Source organism: Ornithinimicrobium sp., from assembly GCF_051004135.1.
Lineage (GTDB): Bacteria > Actinomycetota > Actinomycetes > Actinomycetales > Dermatophilaceae > Ornithinicoccus.
This window is the reverse complement of the sequence record NZ_JBPCKQ010000247.1, coordinates 21603-35881: the sequence shown is the minus strand read 5'-3', so window position 1 is coordinate 35881 and position 14279 is coordinate 21603. Positions and strand designations below refer to the sequence as shown.

The window sequence follows — 14279 nt, the reverse complement described above, 5'->3', positions numbered from 1 at the left end:
GAACCAGGCTACCGGGCGGACCGCAACAAGGCAGCACCCACCCGGTCCAGACCGGTCTCGACCTCGGCGAACGTCGTCGACAACGGGGACAGCCCGATCCGCAGCGCATCGGGGTGCCGGAAGTCCGGCACCACCCCGTCGGCCCAGAGCTCGGCCAGCACGTCCTGGAATCCGGGATGCCGCAGCGTCAGGTGGCCGCCGCGGTGCCGGTGCTCCCGCGGCGAGGCGATCGCCACCCCCAGCTCGGCCGGCCACGACTCGACGATCTCCCAGGCGAAGTCGGTCAGCGCGAGCGACTTGGCACGGACGGCGCCAAGGCCGGCCTCGGCGAGCAGCTCGACCCCGGCCTGCACGGGCACCATGGCCACCACCGGAGGAGTACCGCTGACCAGACCCCGGATGCCCGGCGCCGGTTCGTAGCCGGGGCCCATCTCGAAGGGGTGCCGGCGACCCATCCATCCCTGCACCGGCTGCCGTGCCCAGGCCTGGTGCCGCTGCGCGAGATAGCCGAAGGCCGGTGCGCCCGGCCCCCCGCACAGGTACTTGTAGCTGCACCCGGCCGCCGCGTCGGCCGCCCACGCGTCGAGGTCCACCGGCACCACGCCCACCGAGTGGCTCAGGTCCCACAGCACGAGGGCACCCGCGTCGTGCGCCAGCGCCGTGATCGCCGCACCGTCGGCCACCCAGCCGGACCGGTAGGCCACGTGGCTGAGCAGCACGACCGCGCACCGCTCGCTGACCGCCTCGGCGACCTGCTCGGGGCGCACCCCGGTGTCGGGATCGGTCTCGATCCAGCGCAGCCGCATCGACCGCTCGGCGGCCACGCCCTCCGCCAGGTAGCGGTCGGTCGGGAAGTTGTCGGTGTCGAGGACGATCTCGGTGCGCCGCGAATCCGCGGTGGTCTGGGCGTCGGCCAGGGCCCGCAGCAGCTTGTAGAGCAGCACCGTGGTGGAGTCGGCGACCACGGTCTGCCCGGGGCCGGCACCCAGGGCGACCTCGCCGATCCGGTCACCCAGCCGCTCGGGCAGGTGCATCCACCCCTCGTCCCACCCGCGGATCAGCCGGGTGCCCCAGTCCTCGCGCACGAAGCTCGCCATCCGCTGCGCCAGTCCGGCGACCGGACGACCCAGGGAGTTGCCGTCGAAGTAGGCCCGCACCCCGGGCGCGGTCTCGAACCTGCTCGCGAAGGCGGCCAGCGGGTCGGCTGCGTCCAGCGCTGCCGCCGCGCGCCGGGCGTCCCCGGCACCGGTGTCGGCGCTCATGGCCCCTCCCCCGGCCGGTGGTCGTGGTAGCCCGCGGGCGTGACGTCCTGGATCCGGCTGCGCACCTCATAGAGCTCGGGGAAGAAGGTGAGGTCGAGCGCCCGGCGCAGGAACGGCACCCCGGAGGAGCCGCCGGTGCCGGGCTTGCTCCCGATGATCCGCTGCACGGTGCGCAGATGGTGGAACCGCCAGAACTGCATGTTGTCCTCGATGTCGACCAGCTCCTCGCACAGCTCGTAGACCCCCCAGTGCTGCGCGGGCTCGGCGTAGATGTCCGCGAGTACGTCGACCACGCCAGGGTGCGGGGTGTAGGGCTGACGCCAGTCGCGGCGCAGCACGGCGGTCGGCACGGCATACCCCTGCCTGACCAGCCACGCGAGCACCTCGTCGTGGAGACCCGGCTCGTCCAGGTATGCGGTGAGCTGGGCGTGCACCTGCGGGTCGTGCTCGAAGACCTGAAGCATCTCGGCGTTCTTGTTGCCGAGCAGGAACTCCACCGCGCGGTACTGCCAGGACTGGAACCCGGAGCCGGTGGCCAGGAAGCTGCGGAACTGGGCGTACTCACTCGGGGTCAGCGTCGCCAGCACCGACCACTGCTGGATCAGGGTGGTCTGGATCGCCTTGGTCCGGGCCAGCCGCTTCAACGCGGGCGGGAGCCGATCGGCGCGGATCAGCTCGCGAGCCGAGACCAGCTCGCGCCGCATCAGCTTGAGCCACAGCTCGGAGGTCTGGTGCTGGATGATGAACAGCATCTCGTCGTGCCGGGGCGGCACGGCCCGGGTGTGCTGCGCCGACAGCAGGCGCTCCAGGTCGAGGTACTCCGCATACGACAGGCTGCGCCCGAAGTCGCGCTCGATGTCTGCCTCGAGCTCGCGGCGGGAGGTCACGCCGGGCTCACCGCGTCCGGTCGCGCAGATCGGCCACGTGCGGAGAGACCGAGGGGTCCAGACCCAGCCCCAGGGCCAGGAAGGTGGCCGCGAAGTCAACGGTGGCCACGTGGTCGGCCAGTCGCACGATGGGCGGGCCGGGGGCCGCCTGTGCCTCGGTCACCCGCACCCCCGCCTCCGCGGCCGTCTGCAGCACCGCGTCGGTGAGGGCGACCGCCTGCGCGGAGGCGTCGGTGACCGGGTCGGGCGGAGCGTCGCGCAGCATCAGCAGCCCCAGCTGGGGGGCGGCGGGCCCATCCAGGTAGGGGTCCGCGAAGATGTCGCGCCCACCCGGTCCGGTCGGCTGCTCCATCAGCTCCCCCTCGGGCTCGGCGAAGTGATGCGGCTCCCACTTACTGGTGTCGATGTCACCCAGCCGGATGCGTCGCTCGTCATACGTCCCGGCGCGCGCGCCACCCGCCGCGGTGTAGGGCCCGTCGAAGTAGGCCACGATCTGGCTTGCGGCGTCGGGGAGCTCCCCGAACGGTGCCGGGATGCGCGCGGTGCGAGCCAGCATCGAGCTCGCGCGCGCCGCTGCCACCCCACCCAACGGACCGTCGCCCAGCACCATCGGCAGGGTCTCGGCGAGCTGCACCGCCAACATCTTGGCCGGGTTGACGAAAGACTCCGAGGAGGGCCGGAAGGACTCGGCACGCTCATCGAGGCGCTCAGCCACCTGCGCCATGGTGTCCTCGGGACAGTCGAGCAGGCCGAGCCCGTGCGCGCCGAGCAGCACCGGCGTCAGCAGACTCCACAGGGCCGTGCGACTGCTGGCGCGGCCCCGGCCGACGCCGACATGGACTCCGCGGGCCCGTCTGCAGACGTCGGCGAGCGGCGAGTCCTGCTCGCCCACCGTGAGCAGCGCCGCGCCACGCCGCGCCGCCTCGGCCGCGACGGCCACCGGGCCGGGCGCACGGCCGGACAGGGAGACGGCGACGACCAGGTCGAGCGGGCCGACCCACCCGGGCAGCGGCAGGTTGCGTCGGGCCTGGACCGGGACCGGCGAGCCCGGCTCGGCCAGCAGCTCGAGCACATCCGCGACCAGTGCCGACCCGCCGAGCGCGGCGACCAGGACGGACCGTGGTCGCTCCGAGCGGGAGAGCCGGTCCACTCCGGCCTCCCCGGCCAACGCGATGGCCTCGCGGGTCTGGGCCCCTGCGGTGGCCAGGGCGCGCAGCGTGCCCCGACTGTCCTTGCGCAGCAGCTCATCGGTGTCGTCGAGCAGCGCCTCGTCCAGGTAGGGCGCCATCAGTCCACCGGGCCGTCCGCTCGGGGTGTCAGCACGCTCTCGTGCGCCAGCAGGACAGGTATGCCGTCGCGCACCGGGAAGTGCCGCCGCGTCCCGGGCTCCGGGCAGTCCTGGTCGCACACGAGCACTGGAGATCCGTGCTCATCGGTGTCGTCCAGGAGCGGGTGGAGCCCTACGGGGCAGCGCAGGATGTCGCGGAGCCAGGGCTGGAGCGATGCGGTCACGGTGACACCGTACCGACCGTCGCCACCCGCGTCAGCGACTGCTGGACCCGGTGCACCGTGTGCTCGTCCGCGGCCTCGACGTTGAGGCGCAGCAACGCCTCGGTGACGCTGCCGCGCACCGAGGCCCACCACAGGGGTGGTCCCGGGTGCGTCAGCACGACACCGTCGACCTCCTCGACCTGGACGCCCTCCTGCTGCCGGCCCCACCGGCAGACCTGGCGCAGCGCAGTGGCCCGGTCGGTCACCTCCAGGTTGACCTCGCCGGACGTCGCGTAGGTCTGGAAGGGTGCCAGCAGCCGGGACACCGGCTCGGGCTGCTCGCCGAGGATGGCCAGGACGTGCATCGCGCCCAGCAGACCGCTGTCGGCGCCGAAGAAGTCGCGGAAGTAGTAGTGCCCGGAGTGCTCACCGCCGAAGACCGCCGCGTGCTGCGCCATCTGCGCCTTGACGAACGTGTGGCCGACCGGCGAGCGGACCGGCCTGGCCCCCCGTGCGGTGACGGTCTCCAGGACCACCCGCGAGCACAAGGTGGTGTGGACGACGTGCACCTGCTCCGGCGGCACACCGCTCGCCTGCTCCGCCGCGATCAGCCGCTGCGCGAGCAGGGCCACCACCGCCGAGGCAGGCACGGGCCGGCCGACCTCGTCGACCACGAAGCACCGGTCCGCATCGCCGTCGAAGGCCAGCCCGAGGTCGGCGCCGTGCTCCAGGACCGCCCGCCGCAGATCGGTGAGCGTGGCTGTGTCGAGCGGGTTCGCCTCGTGGTGCGGGAAGGAGCCGTCGAGCTCGAAGTAGAGCGGGATCACCCGCACCGGCAGGCCATGCTGCTCGAACACCGCCGGCACGGTCAGCCCGGCCATCCCGTTGCCGGCGTCGACGACGACGCTCAGCTCGCGGCTCGCACTGAGGTCGACCAGGCTGTGCAGGTGCCGGGCGTAGTCGGCCAGCAGGTCCACCTCATGCACGTGGCCCCGGCGAACAGGGGCACCCGGCCCCGGGTGCAGGTCACCCCGGTCCAGCAGCCACTGGGCCAGGTCTCGGATCTGCGGCAGGCCGCTGTCGGCTCCCACCGGCAAGGCCCGCGCCCGGCACATCTTCAGCCCGTTGTAGTGCCCCGGGTTGTGGCTCGCGGTCACCATGACGCCCGGCACAGCCAGCACACCGGTGGCGTAGTAGAGCTCGTCGGTGGAGCACAGCCCGATGCTGGTGACGTCGAGTCCTTGACCCCGGATGCCCTCGATGACGGCGTCGCGCAAGGCAGGCGAGGACTCGCGCATGTCATGCCCCACCACGGCCCCGGCCGCGCCCTCGGGCAGGAGCACGACCTGCGCGAAGGCCGAGCCGAGCGCCGCACAGACCTCGGCGTCGAGCTCGTCGGGGACGCGGCCACGCACGTCGTAGGCGTTGACCACCCGCTCCACCCGCCCGGAGGTCACCTCGCGCCGCTCAGGTATCGCGCAGGACGCGCAGGTGACCGCGGCGGGCGACCTCGGTGAGCGAGGGCCCGTCCGGGCGGCCACGCTCCCCGGTCGCCCTGGCCCCCGACCGTCCGCTCTCGCGGACGGCCTCGGCCAGGGCGACCAGATCGTCGAAGGGGACGGCGGTCTCCGCAGCCGCCTCCAGCCGGACGATGTCCCAGCCCCGCGGGGCGGTCAGTGAGTCGGCGTGCTGCACGCACAGGTCGTAGGAGTGCGGCTCGGCGTAGGTGGCCAGCGGGCCGAGCACGGCGGTCTGCTCGGCATACACGTAGGTCAAGGTGGCGAGCGCAGGCTGCCCGCAGGCCGTCCGGGAGCACTGGCGAGAGATCGTCACGAGCATCCACTCTAGGTCCAGGCACCGACATCCCCGCGGATCACCACGCCGCACGACGGCGCACCTGCCGACGGCTACGCTTCGGCAGGTGCGCAGTCGTCGACGAGACCGTCGGGGCCGGGGTATGCGGGGACCGCTGGCCTGGCCCTCCGTCCCGGCGATGGTGTCCCGCCGGCATCGCTTCGACGAGGCGGTGCTGGAGGCGCTGCAGGCTGTCGAGGAGCGGATCGGTGATGCGCTTCCTGCTTTGGAGGTGGCCGTCGAGGAGGTCCCCCCCTCGGACCCGGCCCCCTTCGAGCACGGGGTGGCGTTGGGTCGGCTGTTCCCCGCACACGGGTCACTGGCGGCCCGACTGGTGATCTATCGCCGCCCGGTGCTGGCGCACGCCGGCGGATTCGAGGAGGAGGGGGAGGCTCGGCTGGCCGCGGCAGTTCACCAGGTGGTGGCCGAGCAGATCGCGCAGATGATGGGGATCGACCCCGACGACGTCCTCTGAGGCTCGACTCCTCAGGGCAGCACCGGCTCCACCGAGGTGACCGGGCGCAGCAGCGGCAGCCCCGGCAACGGCGCGACGGCGAGCAGGTCTCCCCCCGGGTCGGTCAGCTCCCACACCACGGCCGCGTGCACCTGGCCGGCCAGCGGCCGCACCCACACGTCCCTGGAGCTCTGGCCGAGCGCCACCTCCGAGGTGTCCTGGCCCGTCAGCTCGATCCGCCGTCGGCGGACCGATCCGTCGTCGTCGACCACCACGACCTCCGCCGCGGCGGGCTGCACGGCGGTGAGCTGCAGCACGCGACCGGTCTGCTCGGGTGCCGGACCGTCGAGGACGAGGCCGGCCATACCGTGCAGCGGCGGCGTCGCCGGCGACCAGGCCAGGCCGCCGGCGCCGGCAGCGCCGGGCTCGGTCTGCGCGGAGGCGGCAACGACCACGTCCACGTCGCTGCTGACCTCGAGGCCGTGGCGACCTGGTGGCAGGTCGCTGACCTCGATGTCCTGGGTGCGACCACCGGACACCAGGGTGACGTCCTGCTGCAGTCGGACCGGACCCTGCCGGGTCAGCGCCCGGATCTGGACGACCGCCTGCTCGGCTCCGGGCACGGCCACCCTGACCCGGGTCCGGGCATCGGACCCAGCGGCACGCACCACCCCCGGGATCACCTGCCTCCTCGCCGGCGGGGACGTGGGCGTGGTGAGCTCCAGGCCTCGATCGGTGCTCCCCTGCAGCCACCGGTCTGCCAGGAACGCCGCGACCGGACCGCCGGCGGTGCTCACCCGGACCGCGGGGGCGCTGCCGCGCTCGGTCCCGGCGTCGATGAGCCGCACCATCCGCCCGCCACCGGGGACGACGACGTCCGCCCCGTCCCGGGGGTCGGGAGAGCGGTCACGGTCCAGGACCGTGACCGTGGCCGTGACCGGGTCGGTGCCCGGGTTGAGCAGCACCAGCCGCTCCAGGCGACCGGCCTGCCCGCCACCGGCGAGCAACCAGGACTCCTCGGCCGGGGGCAGGCAGGGGGTGACCTCCAGCCCACGACTCTGCTCCTGCAGCGACAGGTGGACCTGGGTCGCGGCCACGCCGGCAGCCAGCGGACCTCGAGCCTGGACGACGGCTCCCTGCGCACCCTCGAGCACGACGTCGGCGTCGCTGCCTCGCGAGGACGGCCCGGCGGCCGGTGTCGCCCCCGTCGGGACGATCAGCAGCTCACCGCTCGCGCCTGCGGCCGACGGGCCGACCTGGGCAGCCACCTCGGCGGGCAACGCGGCCAGGGGCGAGCTTCGTGCGGTGACGGTGACCCGCTGGACCTGCTCCGGCACCGTGGCGTCGGTCAGTCCCTGCTGCTCCGGGCCCGGGCAGACCAGCACGGTCGAGGTCACCGGCGCTGCCGCCCCTGTCGTCGTCTGGCGCCCCACCGGCGCAGACGGACGGTCCGCACCGGCCGCGGGGACCTGGACGGGCGAGCCCAGCCGCGCGCACCGATGGTCATCAGGACCACCAGGACACCGAACAGCACCGGACGCAACCAAACCCAGCGGCGTCTCACGGAGACCTGCCGGAGTGGGAGCCCAGCGGGAGCGCCAGGAAGGCCAGCAGGAGCGCCAACGCACCGGTGCCGACCCACCAGGGTCGGTGCTCCACGGGCAGCGTGACGGAGACCGTCCGCGTCTGTGCCGGCACGTCGTAGCGCACGGGCAGCCCACCGTGTGGTGGCAGCGTGGCGCCGTCGGCTCGCACCCTGGCCCGGTGTGACCACTGCTCCGGCTCGGACACCAGCAGCGTCGCGGCGGTGTCGGCGCCGCTGCCCGCGGGCAGCTGGATGGACCACTCGGGCGCGGCGCCGTGCGCGCCCGAAGGCACGACGATCTGCCTGCCCGTCGGCGGCTGGATCCGCACGCGCCCCGGTCCGGTGCCGGTCGGGCCGACCTGCGCCGAGCCCTCGGCCTCAGCCAGCACCCGCCACAGAGCCTGCGCACCCGTGGGGGTGGTGATCCGGGTGAGTCCGGGCACCTCGTCGATCCGCGCGACCAGCGGGTGGTCCGCCGGGGCATCCGCGGTGACGTAGCCGATGGCCAGGTCGGCCAAGGCGGGGGGGATCCCGCCCTCGCTCGTGCCGAGGCCGGGCAAGTCGCCGTCGACCAGCCGACGCACGGTCTCGTCGGTCACCGCGAGGGTGTCCGGCGCTTCGACGATCTCGCGGACGCGGTCGCGGACCCACGGGTCGGGCTCGGCGCCGGTCAGGGTGTAACGCACCGCGAAGCCCTCTCCCGCGCCCATCGGGGTCAGAGCAAGCCAGCGCGGTGCAGCCGGGCCACGGATCTGCTCCGCCACCACGGCCGGGGTCGTGGGCCGGGACACGGCCAGCGTCGGGTCCGGCGTGCCGAGTGCTCGCCAGCCGAGTGTGCCCAGCGTGGCCGCCACGGCGACCAGCACCATGACCGCGGCCCCTGCCAGGACAACGGGAGCGGCCGCCGCACGCCCACCCGGCGGTGCCGCGCGGCGGGTGAGGCTGCCCGCACCCGAGGCGGCCGCGAGCAGCAGTCCGGCCCCGGTCAGACTCAGGTAGGTGCCCGGCCACGAGGTGACGACCGAGCCTGCGTCGGGGTACCCACCGGCGACCGTCCCCCACTGCACCCGCGGGGCCGCCAGCGCCACCCCCAGCCCGCACAATGCGCAGGCCAGGGCGGCCGTTGCTCGGGAGCCGTGGCGTCCCGGAGCCACGCTGGACAGCAGCGCCAGCACCCACAGCGGCGCCGTCCACCACAGCACCGGCGGCAGCGGGCCCCCGGGGTGCAGCAGCAGCGTCTGCCAGACGGGAGGGACCTCGCCGCTGCCCGTCGCGCCCGCACCGCCGGCGAGCAACAGCGGGTGCTCGGCCAGTCGTCGCGCCCACGGACCCCACAGGGCCACCGGCACCGCCAGGATCAGCACCGCCCTCCACCGGCCCCAGCCAGCCGCTCCGAGCAGGATCAGCACCGCTGCCAGCACCAGCCACACCAGGACGCCGGGCACGAACCACAGGGCCGCGGCACCGGCCAGACCCGCTCCCAGCACGGCAGCGGTGCTCCGGCCGGCCGAGCCGCTGCGGTCCAGGGACCGCACCACGCCGGCGACGAGCACCGGAGCGAGCACATGCACGACGACCGGGCCGACCCGGCCCTGGTCGACGGAGACCCACAGCGGAGCCAGCGTCGCCCAGCACAGGGCCACCACGGCGCGCAGCCCCCGGTGCGGGGAAGCCACCCGGGCGGCGGAGTATGCAGTCAGGGCCGCGGCCGGGGGTGCGAGGAAGAGCAGCCATGCGGTGGCCACGCCGGCCGAGGACACGGCCCCGCCGCCGTCTGCTCCGGGCAGCTGCTCGGCCACCCAGCTCGCCCCGGCCAGCGGCAAGAGCCAGGGCGGTCCCGGCGCACCGGTCCCCAGGCCTGCTCCGCTCCACGGCAGCAGCCAGGCGCTCCAGACATCGTGCGCCCCGGTGTGCACCTGCTCGAGCTCTCCGCCACGCACACCGGAACCGCTCGGGGAGAGGCCGGCGTAGAGCCCCCGCCACCGGGCCAGCGTGACGGCGAGGCAGACCAGCACCGCCAACACCGGCCACCAGCTCCACCAGCCTCCTGCGCCGGCTCCCCGTTGGACGTTTTCGTCCGACCCCTCGATGCCGGGACCCGTCTCGACGGCGGACCGTCCGCGCCGCGCGGCGGTGGCGGGCGGCTCGCGCACGACGGCCGGGTCCTGCAGCGGCTCACCGGCGCTGCGCCAGTCGCTGCGGGCCGGCTCGAAGAGTCCGCGCAGGTCGCGGTCCCGCACCTGGCGACGTCCGCGAAACCGCCACCGCGCCGCGGTGCTCCGGCCCAGAGCCAGCACGGACCCGAGGTCGGCCAGCTCGGCCAGCGCGGCCCGGGGTCGCTTGAGTAGGAGCAGGAGCAGCGTGGCCAGCACCGCCCCGACGCACACGCGCAGCACGCGCCAGGGCGTGCTCCACAGCGAGCATCTGGCCAGCGCCACCTGGCGCATCCGGCGCCGGTGCCGGCTGGGCGAGGTCAACCCGAGTCCCGCGCTGCCCTGGGCCACCACGGCCTGGGGAGCCACCAGGACCCGGTGCCCCCGCAGGTGCGAGCGCCAGCACAGGTCGAGTCCCTCCGTGCCCTCGTCGAACGCCGGGTCGACCCCACCGATCTCGGTCAGGACGTCGCTGCGCACGAGCAGCCCAGGCAGCGGGAGCCCGACGACGTCGGTGCGGTCGTCGAACTGACCCTGATCGAGCTGGCCCGACCCGTCCTCGGCGACCGGCCGGCCGCCGCGGGTCAGCCGGTGCCCGACACCGAGCAGCGTCCGCGGATCGTCGGCCCGCACCAGCTTGGGTCCGACGACGCGGACCCGGGCGGAGCGCCGGGCCACGTCGAGGAGCGCAGCCAGCGCTCCGGGGCGCGGTCCGGAGTCGTCGTGCAGGATCCACACCCAGCGGGCCGGGTCCTGTGGGAGGTGCCCCATCCCGGCGCGGACCGAGACAGCCGCGGCAGAACCGGGGGCGTCAGCGCCGGTCGAGCCCGCGGGCAGGATCACGAGGGAGCAGGCCCCCGGCGGCCCCGAGAAGAGCGGATGCGCTCGGGCCGCCTCCTGCGCCTGCTGCGAGAGTCCCACAGCCACCACGACGTCAGGGCGTGGCCGCTGCTGCGCCAGCGCATCCAGCACCGGGTCCGGGGCCGGCCCGCCGGGACGCGCCAGGAGCAGCACACTCACCCCCTCCAGGGCGGCGCGACGCGGCGCCGGACTCATCAGCGTGGCGGAGTCGGTGACACTCAGACGGCGCGCTTCTTGAGCTTGCGCCGCTCCCGCTCGGACAGCCCACCCCAGATGCCGAACCGCTCATCGTGGGCCAGCGCGAACTCCAGGCACTCTGCTCTCACCTCGCAGCCGACGCACACCTTCTTGGCCTCCCGGGTGGATCCTCCCTTCTCCGGGAAGAACGCCTCGGGGTCGGTCTGGGCGCACAACGCGCGCTCCTGCCAGGACGCCCCCTCCCCGTCCACATCGTCCCCGGCCAACAACGTCAGCATCTCCATCCGGTGCACGACTCCTCCTCGACCTGCGCCGGCACGGGCATGCCTGGCGTCCAACCGGTTCCACTCAACACCTGAATTACACGCGTGTCATCCCGGTCCGTCAACCCATGATCTGGTAAAGACGCGGCGACCCCCGAGAATGGGACGATGCGGATCACAGTTCTGGCCGGTGGTGTCGGGGGCGCCCGCTTCCTCCGGGGGCTCGTGCACCACCTCCGAACCGAGCGGGGGGACGCCCGCTCACAGGTCACCGTCATCGGCAACACCGGCGACGACATCACCCTGCACGGCCTACGGATCTGCCCGGACCTGGACACCGTGCTCTACACCTTGGGCGGGGCAGTGGACGAGGTCCAGGGCTGGGGCCGGGACTGCGAGACCCACGCCGCCCAGGCCGAGCTGTCCGCGCTGGGAGTGGAGCCGCAGTGGTTCTCCCTCGGCGACCGCGACCTGGGCACGCACATCGCCCGCAGCCGCTGGCTGGGTCAGGGGGTTCCGCTGAGTGAGGTCACCTCCCGGCTGGCCACCCGGTGGGGCCTGCCCGAGCAGGGGGTGCGGCTGCTGCCGGTCACCGACACCCCCGTCGAGACCCACGTGATCCTCGACGACGGGCACGCCACCGAGCGGGCCGTGCACTTCCAACAGTGGTGGGTCCAGATGGGCGCTGCCGTGCCGGCCCAGCGGTTCGTCGTCGCCGGCCTGGACCGGGCGGTCCCCGCGCCCGGGGTGCTGGAGGCCGTGCGGGGAGCCGACCTGGTGCTGCTGCCGCCGAGCAACCCCGTGGTCTCGATCGGCATCATCCTGGGCGTGCCCGGGGTGCGCGACGCGCTGCGCGGCACCCGCGCGCCGGTGGTCGGGGTCAGCCCCATCATCGGCGGGGCACCCGTGCGGGGTCACGCCGATGCCTGCCTGGCGCCGTTGGGTGTCGAGGTCAGCGCCGCCGGGGTGGCCGGTCTCTACGCCGACTTCCTGGACGGCTGGCTGGTCGACGACGCTGACCGCGCGCAGCCGGTGCCGGCCGACAACCACCGGGTCCGCACCCGGGCCCGGGGCCTGCGCATGCGCGACGTGCCCTCGGCCGCCGGCATCGCCGGTGAGGCGCTGGACCTCGCCCTGGAGCTCGCCGCGGACGCCCCCGGAGCGACGGGCGCGTGAGCGAGAACACCGCGGTGACGATCATCCCGCTGCGCGGCATACCGGAGGTGCAGCGGCACCACGATCTCGGAGTGCTGCTGCGCGCGTCGCTGGACCGCGACGCCCTGGTGCTGCAGGAGGACGACGTGGTCGTGGTCTCCAGCAAGCTGATCTCCAAGGCTTGGGGCCTGCGCGTGCACGACACAGAGCGGGACGACGTGGTGCGCAGCCAGAGCCGCCGAGTCGTGGCCGAGCGGCGCGTCCCGACCGGCATCACCCGGGTGGTCGAGTCGGTGGCGGGCCCGGTGCTGGCCGCGGCGGGGATCGACGCGTCCAACACGGGCCCCTCGGGTGGCCTGCTGCTGTTGCCCGAGGATCCTGACCTGAGCGCCCGGGCGCTGTATGCCGCCCTGCTCAGTGCCTACGCGCCTGCTCCGCTGCCACAGATCGGCATCGTGGTCAGCGACACTGCCGGCCGGCCGTGGCGCCAGGGACAGGCCGACTTCGCGCTGGGCGCCTGCGGGGTGGCGGTCCTGGAGGACTTACGCGGCGAGCACGACGCCGACGGCCGCCGGCTGAGCGTCACCGCCCGCGCCCTGGCCGACGAGATCGCCGCCGCCGCCGACCTGGTCAAGGGCAAGACCGGGGGGGTGCCGGCTGCCCTGGTCAGGGGTCTGCCGCAGGGGACCGTGGGGGCTCCGGGACTCCCCGGAGCGGCACACCTGGTCCGGACGGGTCCCGACGACTGGTTTGCCCACGGTGCCAGCGAGGCCGTCCGCGCTGCGCTCGGGGTGCCGCCCGGCAGCGCCGCCGCCGACCGGGTCGGGGTGGCCGACGTGCTCCCCGAGACCGCAGAGGTCAAGATCTCGCGCGCCATCGCCCTGGCCCTGTGGGAGCCCACGGGGGCTGCGACTCCGGATGCGGTGCGGACCGGTGGCCACCCGGCGCAGACTCACCACATCCAGAATGCCGTGGAGGTCCACCCGGGCGAGCATGCCGTGGAGGTCAGCTGCACCGACCCCTACCAGCGAGGCCGCATCTGCGCCCGGTTGGAGGTGGCGCTGCACGCCGAGGGACTTGCGGGACTGTCCGTGCGCGCGGTCGACCCCTCAGCCCAGGGGTAGGTGGCGGCGGGGCGCCATCCGCGGTCCACGCCTCGGCCGAAAGGCGCCGGTGAGCTCCAGCAGTCGCTGGACGCGGTAGCGGTGCCCTGTCCACGGCGCCAGCAGGTCGGCCAGACCCGTGTCGTCGACCTCCCGACCGGTCAGCGCCCAGCCGATGTTCTTGGCCACGTGGTAGTCGCCGAAGCTCACCGCGTCCGGGTCGCCCAGGGCCCGCTGTGCGGTCTCCGCGGCGGTCCACACCCCCACGCCGCGCACGGACATCAGCCGGCGGCGGGCGGCCGCCGCCTCGAGGGAGGGCAGCTCCTCCATCCGTGTCGCCACCTCCAGCACCCGCATCAGGGTGTCGGCGCGCTGCGGACTGATGCCCATCTTGAGCCACTCCCAAGAGGGCAGCGCCCGCAGCCGCGGCACATCCGGAGGCACCCGCAGCCCCAGTGCCGCCCCGGGTCCGGGTGCCGGCGTGCCGTGCCGCCGGACGAGCCGTCGCCACCCGCCGAACGCCTCCTGCCCAGTCACCTTCTGCTCGATCACGGCCGGGACGAGGGACTCCAGCACCAAGCCGGTGCACGGCACCCGCCACCCGGGACGGCGCCGCATGGCCTGCTCCAGCACCGGGTGACGTGGCACGAAGCCGGTGACATCGTCGTCGGCCCCCAGCATCCGCGGCAGCCGGTCGAGCACGGTCTCGACCGCGGCGACGGAGCCCCAGGCGTGGGCGACGACCCGCGCGTCCCCGCGCTGCCCGGCGACGCGCAGCGTCAGCGGCCCCTGTGCCGTGCTGATCCCCCGCCACACCGCGCGTCCGTCGCTGTGCCACGCGGGGTCGCCGGCCCCGCGCCGCAGGGTCCCCCAGGTGGCCGCCACGTCGACCGGCCGCCCCGGGCGCCACTCCCGGCGACGAGCCGGCGCGGTGGCGTCGGCGAGGTCCGCGGCGGTCATGGCCACACCTTCGCACAGCCCGCTGCGCACCCCTGAGGCACCCGGGCGGTGCA

At 74.4% G+C, this 14279-nt stretch carries 13 protein-coding genes; 3 read left to right on the top strand and 10 right to left on the bottom strand.

The genetic code is table 11. From position 1 onward, the window contains the following. Positions 1-8: 8 nt before the first annotated feature. The 6 genes from ACR2FV_RS17745 to ACR2FV_RS17720 are packed head-to-tail and all read right to left on the bottom strand — an operon-like array spanning position 9 to position 5479. A complete protein-coding gene (locus ACR2FV_RS17745) occupies positions 9-1262 on the bottom strand; it encodes a kynureninase (RefSeq protein ID WP_434017033.1) in 1254 nt (417 codons plus the stop codon). Then, positions 1259-2149 carry a tryptophan 2,3-dioxygenase gene (locus ACR2FV_RS17740; RefSeq protein ID WP_434017032.1) on the bottom strand — a complete coding sequence of 297 codons (891 nt, stop codon included), beginning with the start codon at positions 2147-2149 and terminating at the stop codon, positions 1259-1261. The genes ACR2FV_RS17745 and ACR2FV_RS17740 overlap by 4 nt, the downstream gene beginning before the upstream one ends. Positions 2150-2156: 7 nt before the next feature. Continuing rightward, positions 2157-3437: an SIS domain-containing protein gene (locus tag ACR2FV_RS17735; protein ID WP_434017031.1), complete on the bottom strand. Its 1281-nt coding sequence runs from the start codon at positions 3435-3437 to the stop codon at positions 2157-2159. After that, positions 3437-3661, bottom strand: a complete 225-nt coding sequence (locus tag ACR2FV_RS17730; RefSeq protein WP_434017030.1) for a Trm112 family protein — start codon at positions 3659-3661, stop codon at positions 3437-3439. Before ACR2FV_RS17730 ends, ACR2FV_RS17735 begins: the two co-directional genes overlap by 1 nt. Then, positions 3658-5097 (bottom strand): phosphomannomutase/phosphoglucomutase, encoded by a 1440-nt coding sequence (manB, locus tag ACR2FV_RS17725; protein ID WP_434017029.1) that lies wholly within the window; start codon positions 5095-5097, stop codon positions 3658-3660. The genes ACR2FV_RS17730 and manB overlap by 4 nt, the downstream gene beginning before the upstream one ends. A gap of 10 nt (positions 5098-5107) precedes the next feature. Further along, positions 5108-5479 carry a DUF3499 domain-containing protein gene (locus ACR2FV_RS17720; RefSeq protein WP_434017028.1) on the bottom strand — a complete coding sequence of 124 codons (372 nt, stop codon included), beginning with the start codon at positions 5477-5479 and terminating at the stop codon, positions 5108-5110. A gap of 82 nt (positions 5480-5561) precedes the next feature. Between ACR2FV_RS17720 and ACR2FV_RS17715 the strand changes: the two genes are divergently transcribed. Beyond that, complete coding sequence (locus ACR2FV_RS17715) at positions 5562-5969, top strand: metallopeptidase family protein (protein ID WP_434017027.1); 408 nt, start codon at positions 5562-5564, stop codon at positions 5967-5969. Between the two features lie 11 nt (positions 5970-5980). Here ACR2FV_RS17715 and ACR2FV_RS17710 read toward each other — a convergent pair whose 3' ends face one another. The 3 genes from ACR2FV_RS17710 to ACR2FV_RS17700 form a co-directional block, all read right to left on the bottom strand. Continuing rightward, positions 5981-7345, bottom strand: a complete 1365-nt coding sequence (locus tag ACR2FV_RS17710) for a DUF5719 family protein (protein ID WP_434017026.1) — start codon at positions 7343-7345, stop codon at positions 5981-5983. Between the two features lie 163 nt (positions 7346-7508). Then, on the bottom strand, positions 7509-10742 hold the full coding sequence (locus tag ACR2FV_RS17705) for a glycosyltransferase (RefSeq protein WP_434017025.1): 3234 nt from the start codon (positions 10740-10742) through the stop codon (positions 7509-7511). Between the two features lie 23 nt (positions 10743-10765). After that, positions 10766-11029 carry a WhiB family transcriptional regulator gene (locus ACR2FV_RS17700; protein ID WP_434017088.1) on the bottom strand — a complete coding sequence of 88 codons (264 nt, stop codon included), beginning with the start codon at positions 11027-11029 and terminating at the stop codon, positions 10766-10768. Positions 11030-11176: 147 nt separating this feature from the next. On the opposite strand from ACR2FV_RS17700, the gene cofD reads away from it, so the two are divergent. Both cofD and ACR2FV_RS17690 read left to right on the top strand, forming a co-directional pair. Continuing rightward, positions 11177-12184, top strand: a complete 1008-nt coding sequence (gene cofD, locus ACR2FV_RS17695; protein WP_434017024.1) for a 2-phospho-L-lactate transferase — start codon at positions 11177-11179, stop codon at positions 12182-12184. After that, entirely contained in the window at positions 12181-13287 is a 1107-nt protein-coding gene (locus ACR2FV_RS17690) for a coenzyme F420-0:L-glutamate ligase (protein WP_434017023.1), read from the top strand. The genes cofD and ACR2FV_RS17690 overlap by 4 nt, the downstream gene beginning before the upstream one ends. Here ACR2FV_RS17690 and ACR2FV_RS17685 read toward each other — a convergent pair. After that, a complete protein-coding gene (locus ACR2FV_RS17685) occupies positions 13273-14226 on the bottom strand; it encodes a DNA-3-methyladenine glycosylase family protein (RefSeq protein ID WP_434017022.1) in 954 nt (317 codons plus the stop codon). The genes ACR2FV_RS17690 and ACR2FV_RS17685 overlap by 15 nt on opposite strands. Positions 14227-14279: the final 53 nt, after the last annotated feature.

Excerpts from the sequence above, each read along its gene's own strand:
- ACR2FV_RS17745 (WP_434017033.1), bottom strand. The coding sequence starts at position 1,262 with ATGAGCGCCGACACCGGTGCCGGGGACGCCCGGCGCGCGGCGGCAGCG.
- ACR2FV_RS17735 (WP_434017031.1), bottom strand. The coding sequence starts at position 3,437 with ATGGCGCCCTACCTGGACGAGGCGCTGCTCGACGACACCGATGAGCTG.
- ACR2FV_RS17720 (WP_434017028.1), bottom strand. The coding sequence starts at position 5,479 with ATGCTCGTGACGATCTCTCGCCAGTGCTCCCGGACGGCCTGCGGGCAG.
- ACR2FV_RS17705 (WP_434017025.1), bottom strand. The coding sequence starts at position 10,742 with ATGAGTCCGGCGCCGCGTCGCGCCGCCCTGGAGGGGGTGAGTGTGCTG.
- ACR2FV_RS17700 (WP_434017088.1), bottom strand. The coding sequence starts at position 11,029 with ATGGAGATGCTGACGTTGTTGGCCGGGGACGATGTGGACGGGGAGGGG.
- cofD (WP_434017024.1), top strand. The coding sequence starts at position 11,177 with ATGCGGATCACAGTTCTGGCCGGTGGTGTCGGGGGCGCCCGCTTCCTC.
- ACR2FV_RS17685 (WP_434017022.1), bottom strand. The coding sequence starts at position 14,226 with ATGACCGCCGCGGACCTCGCCGACGCCACCGCGCCGGCTCGTCGCCGG.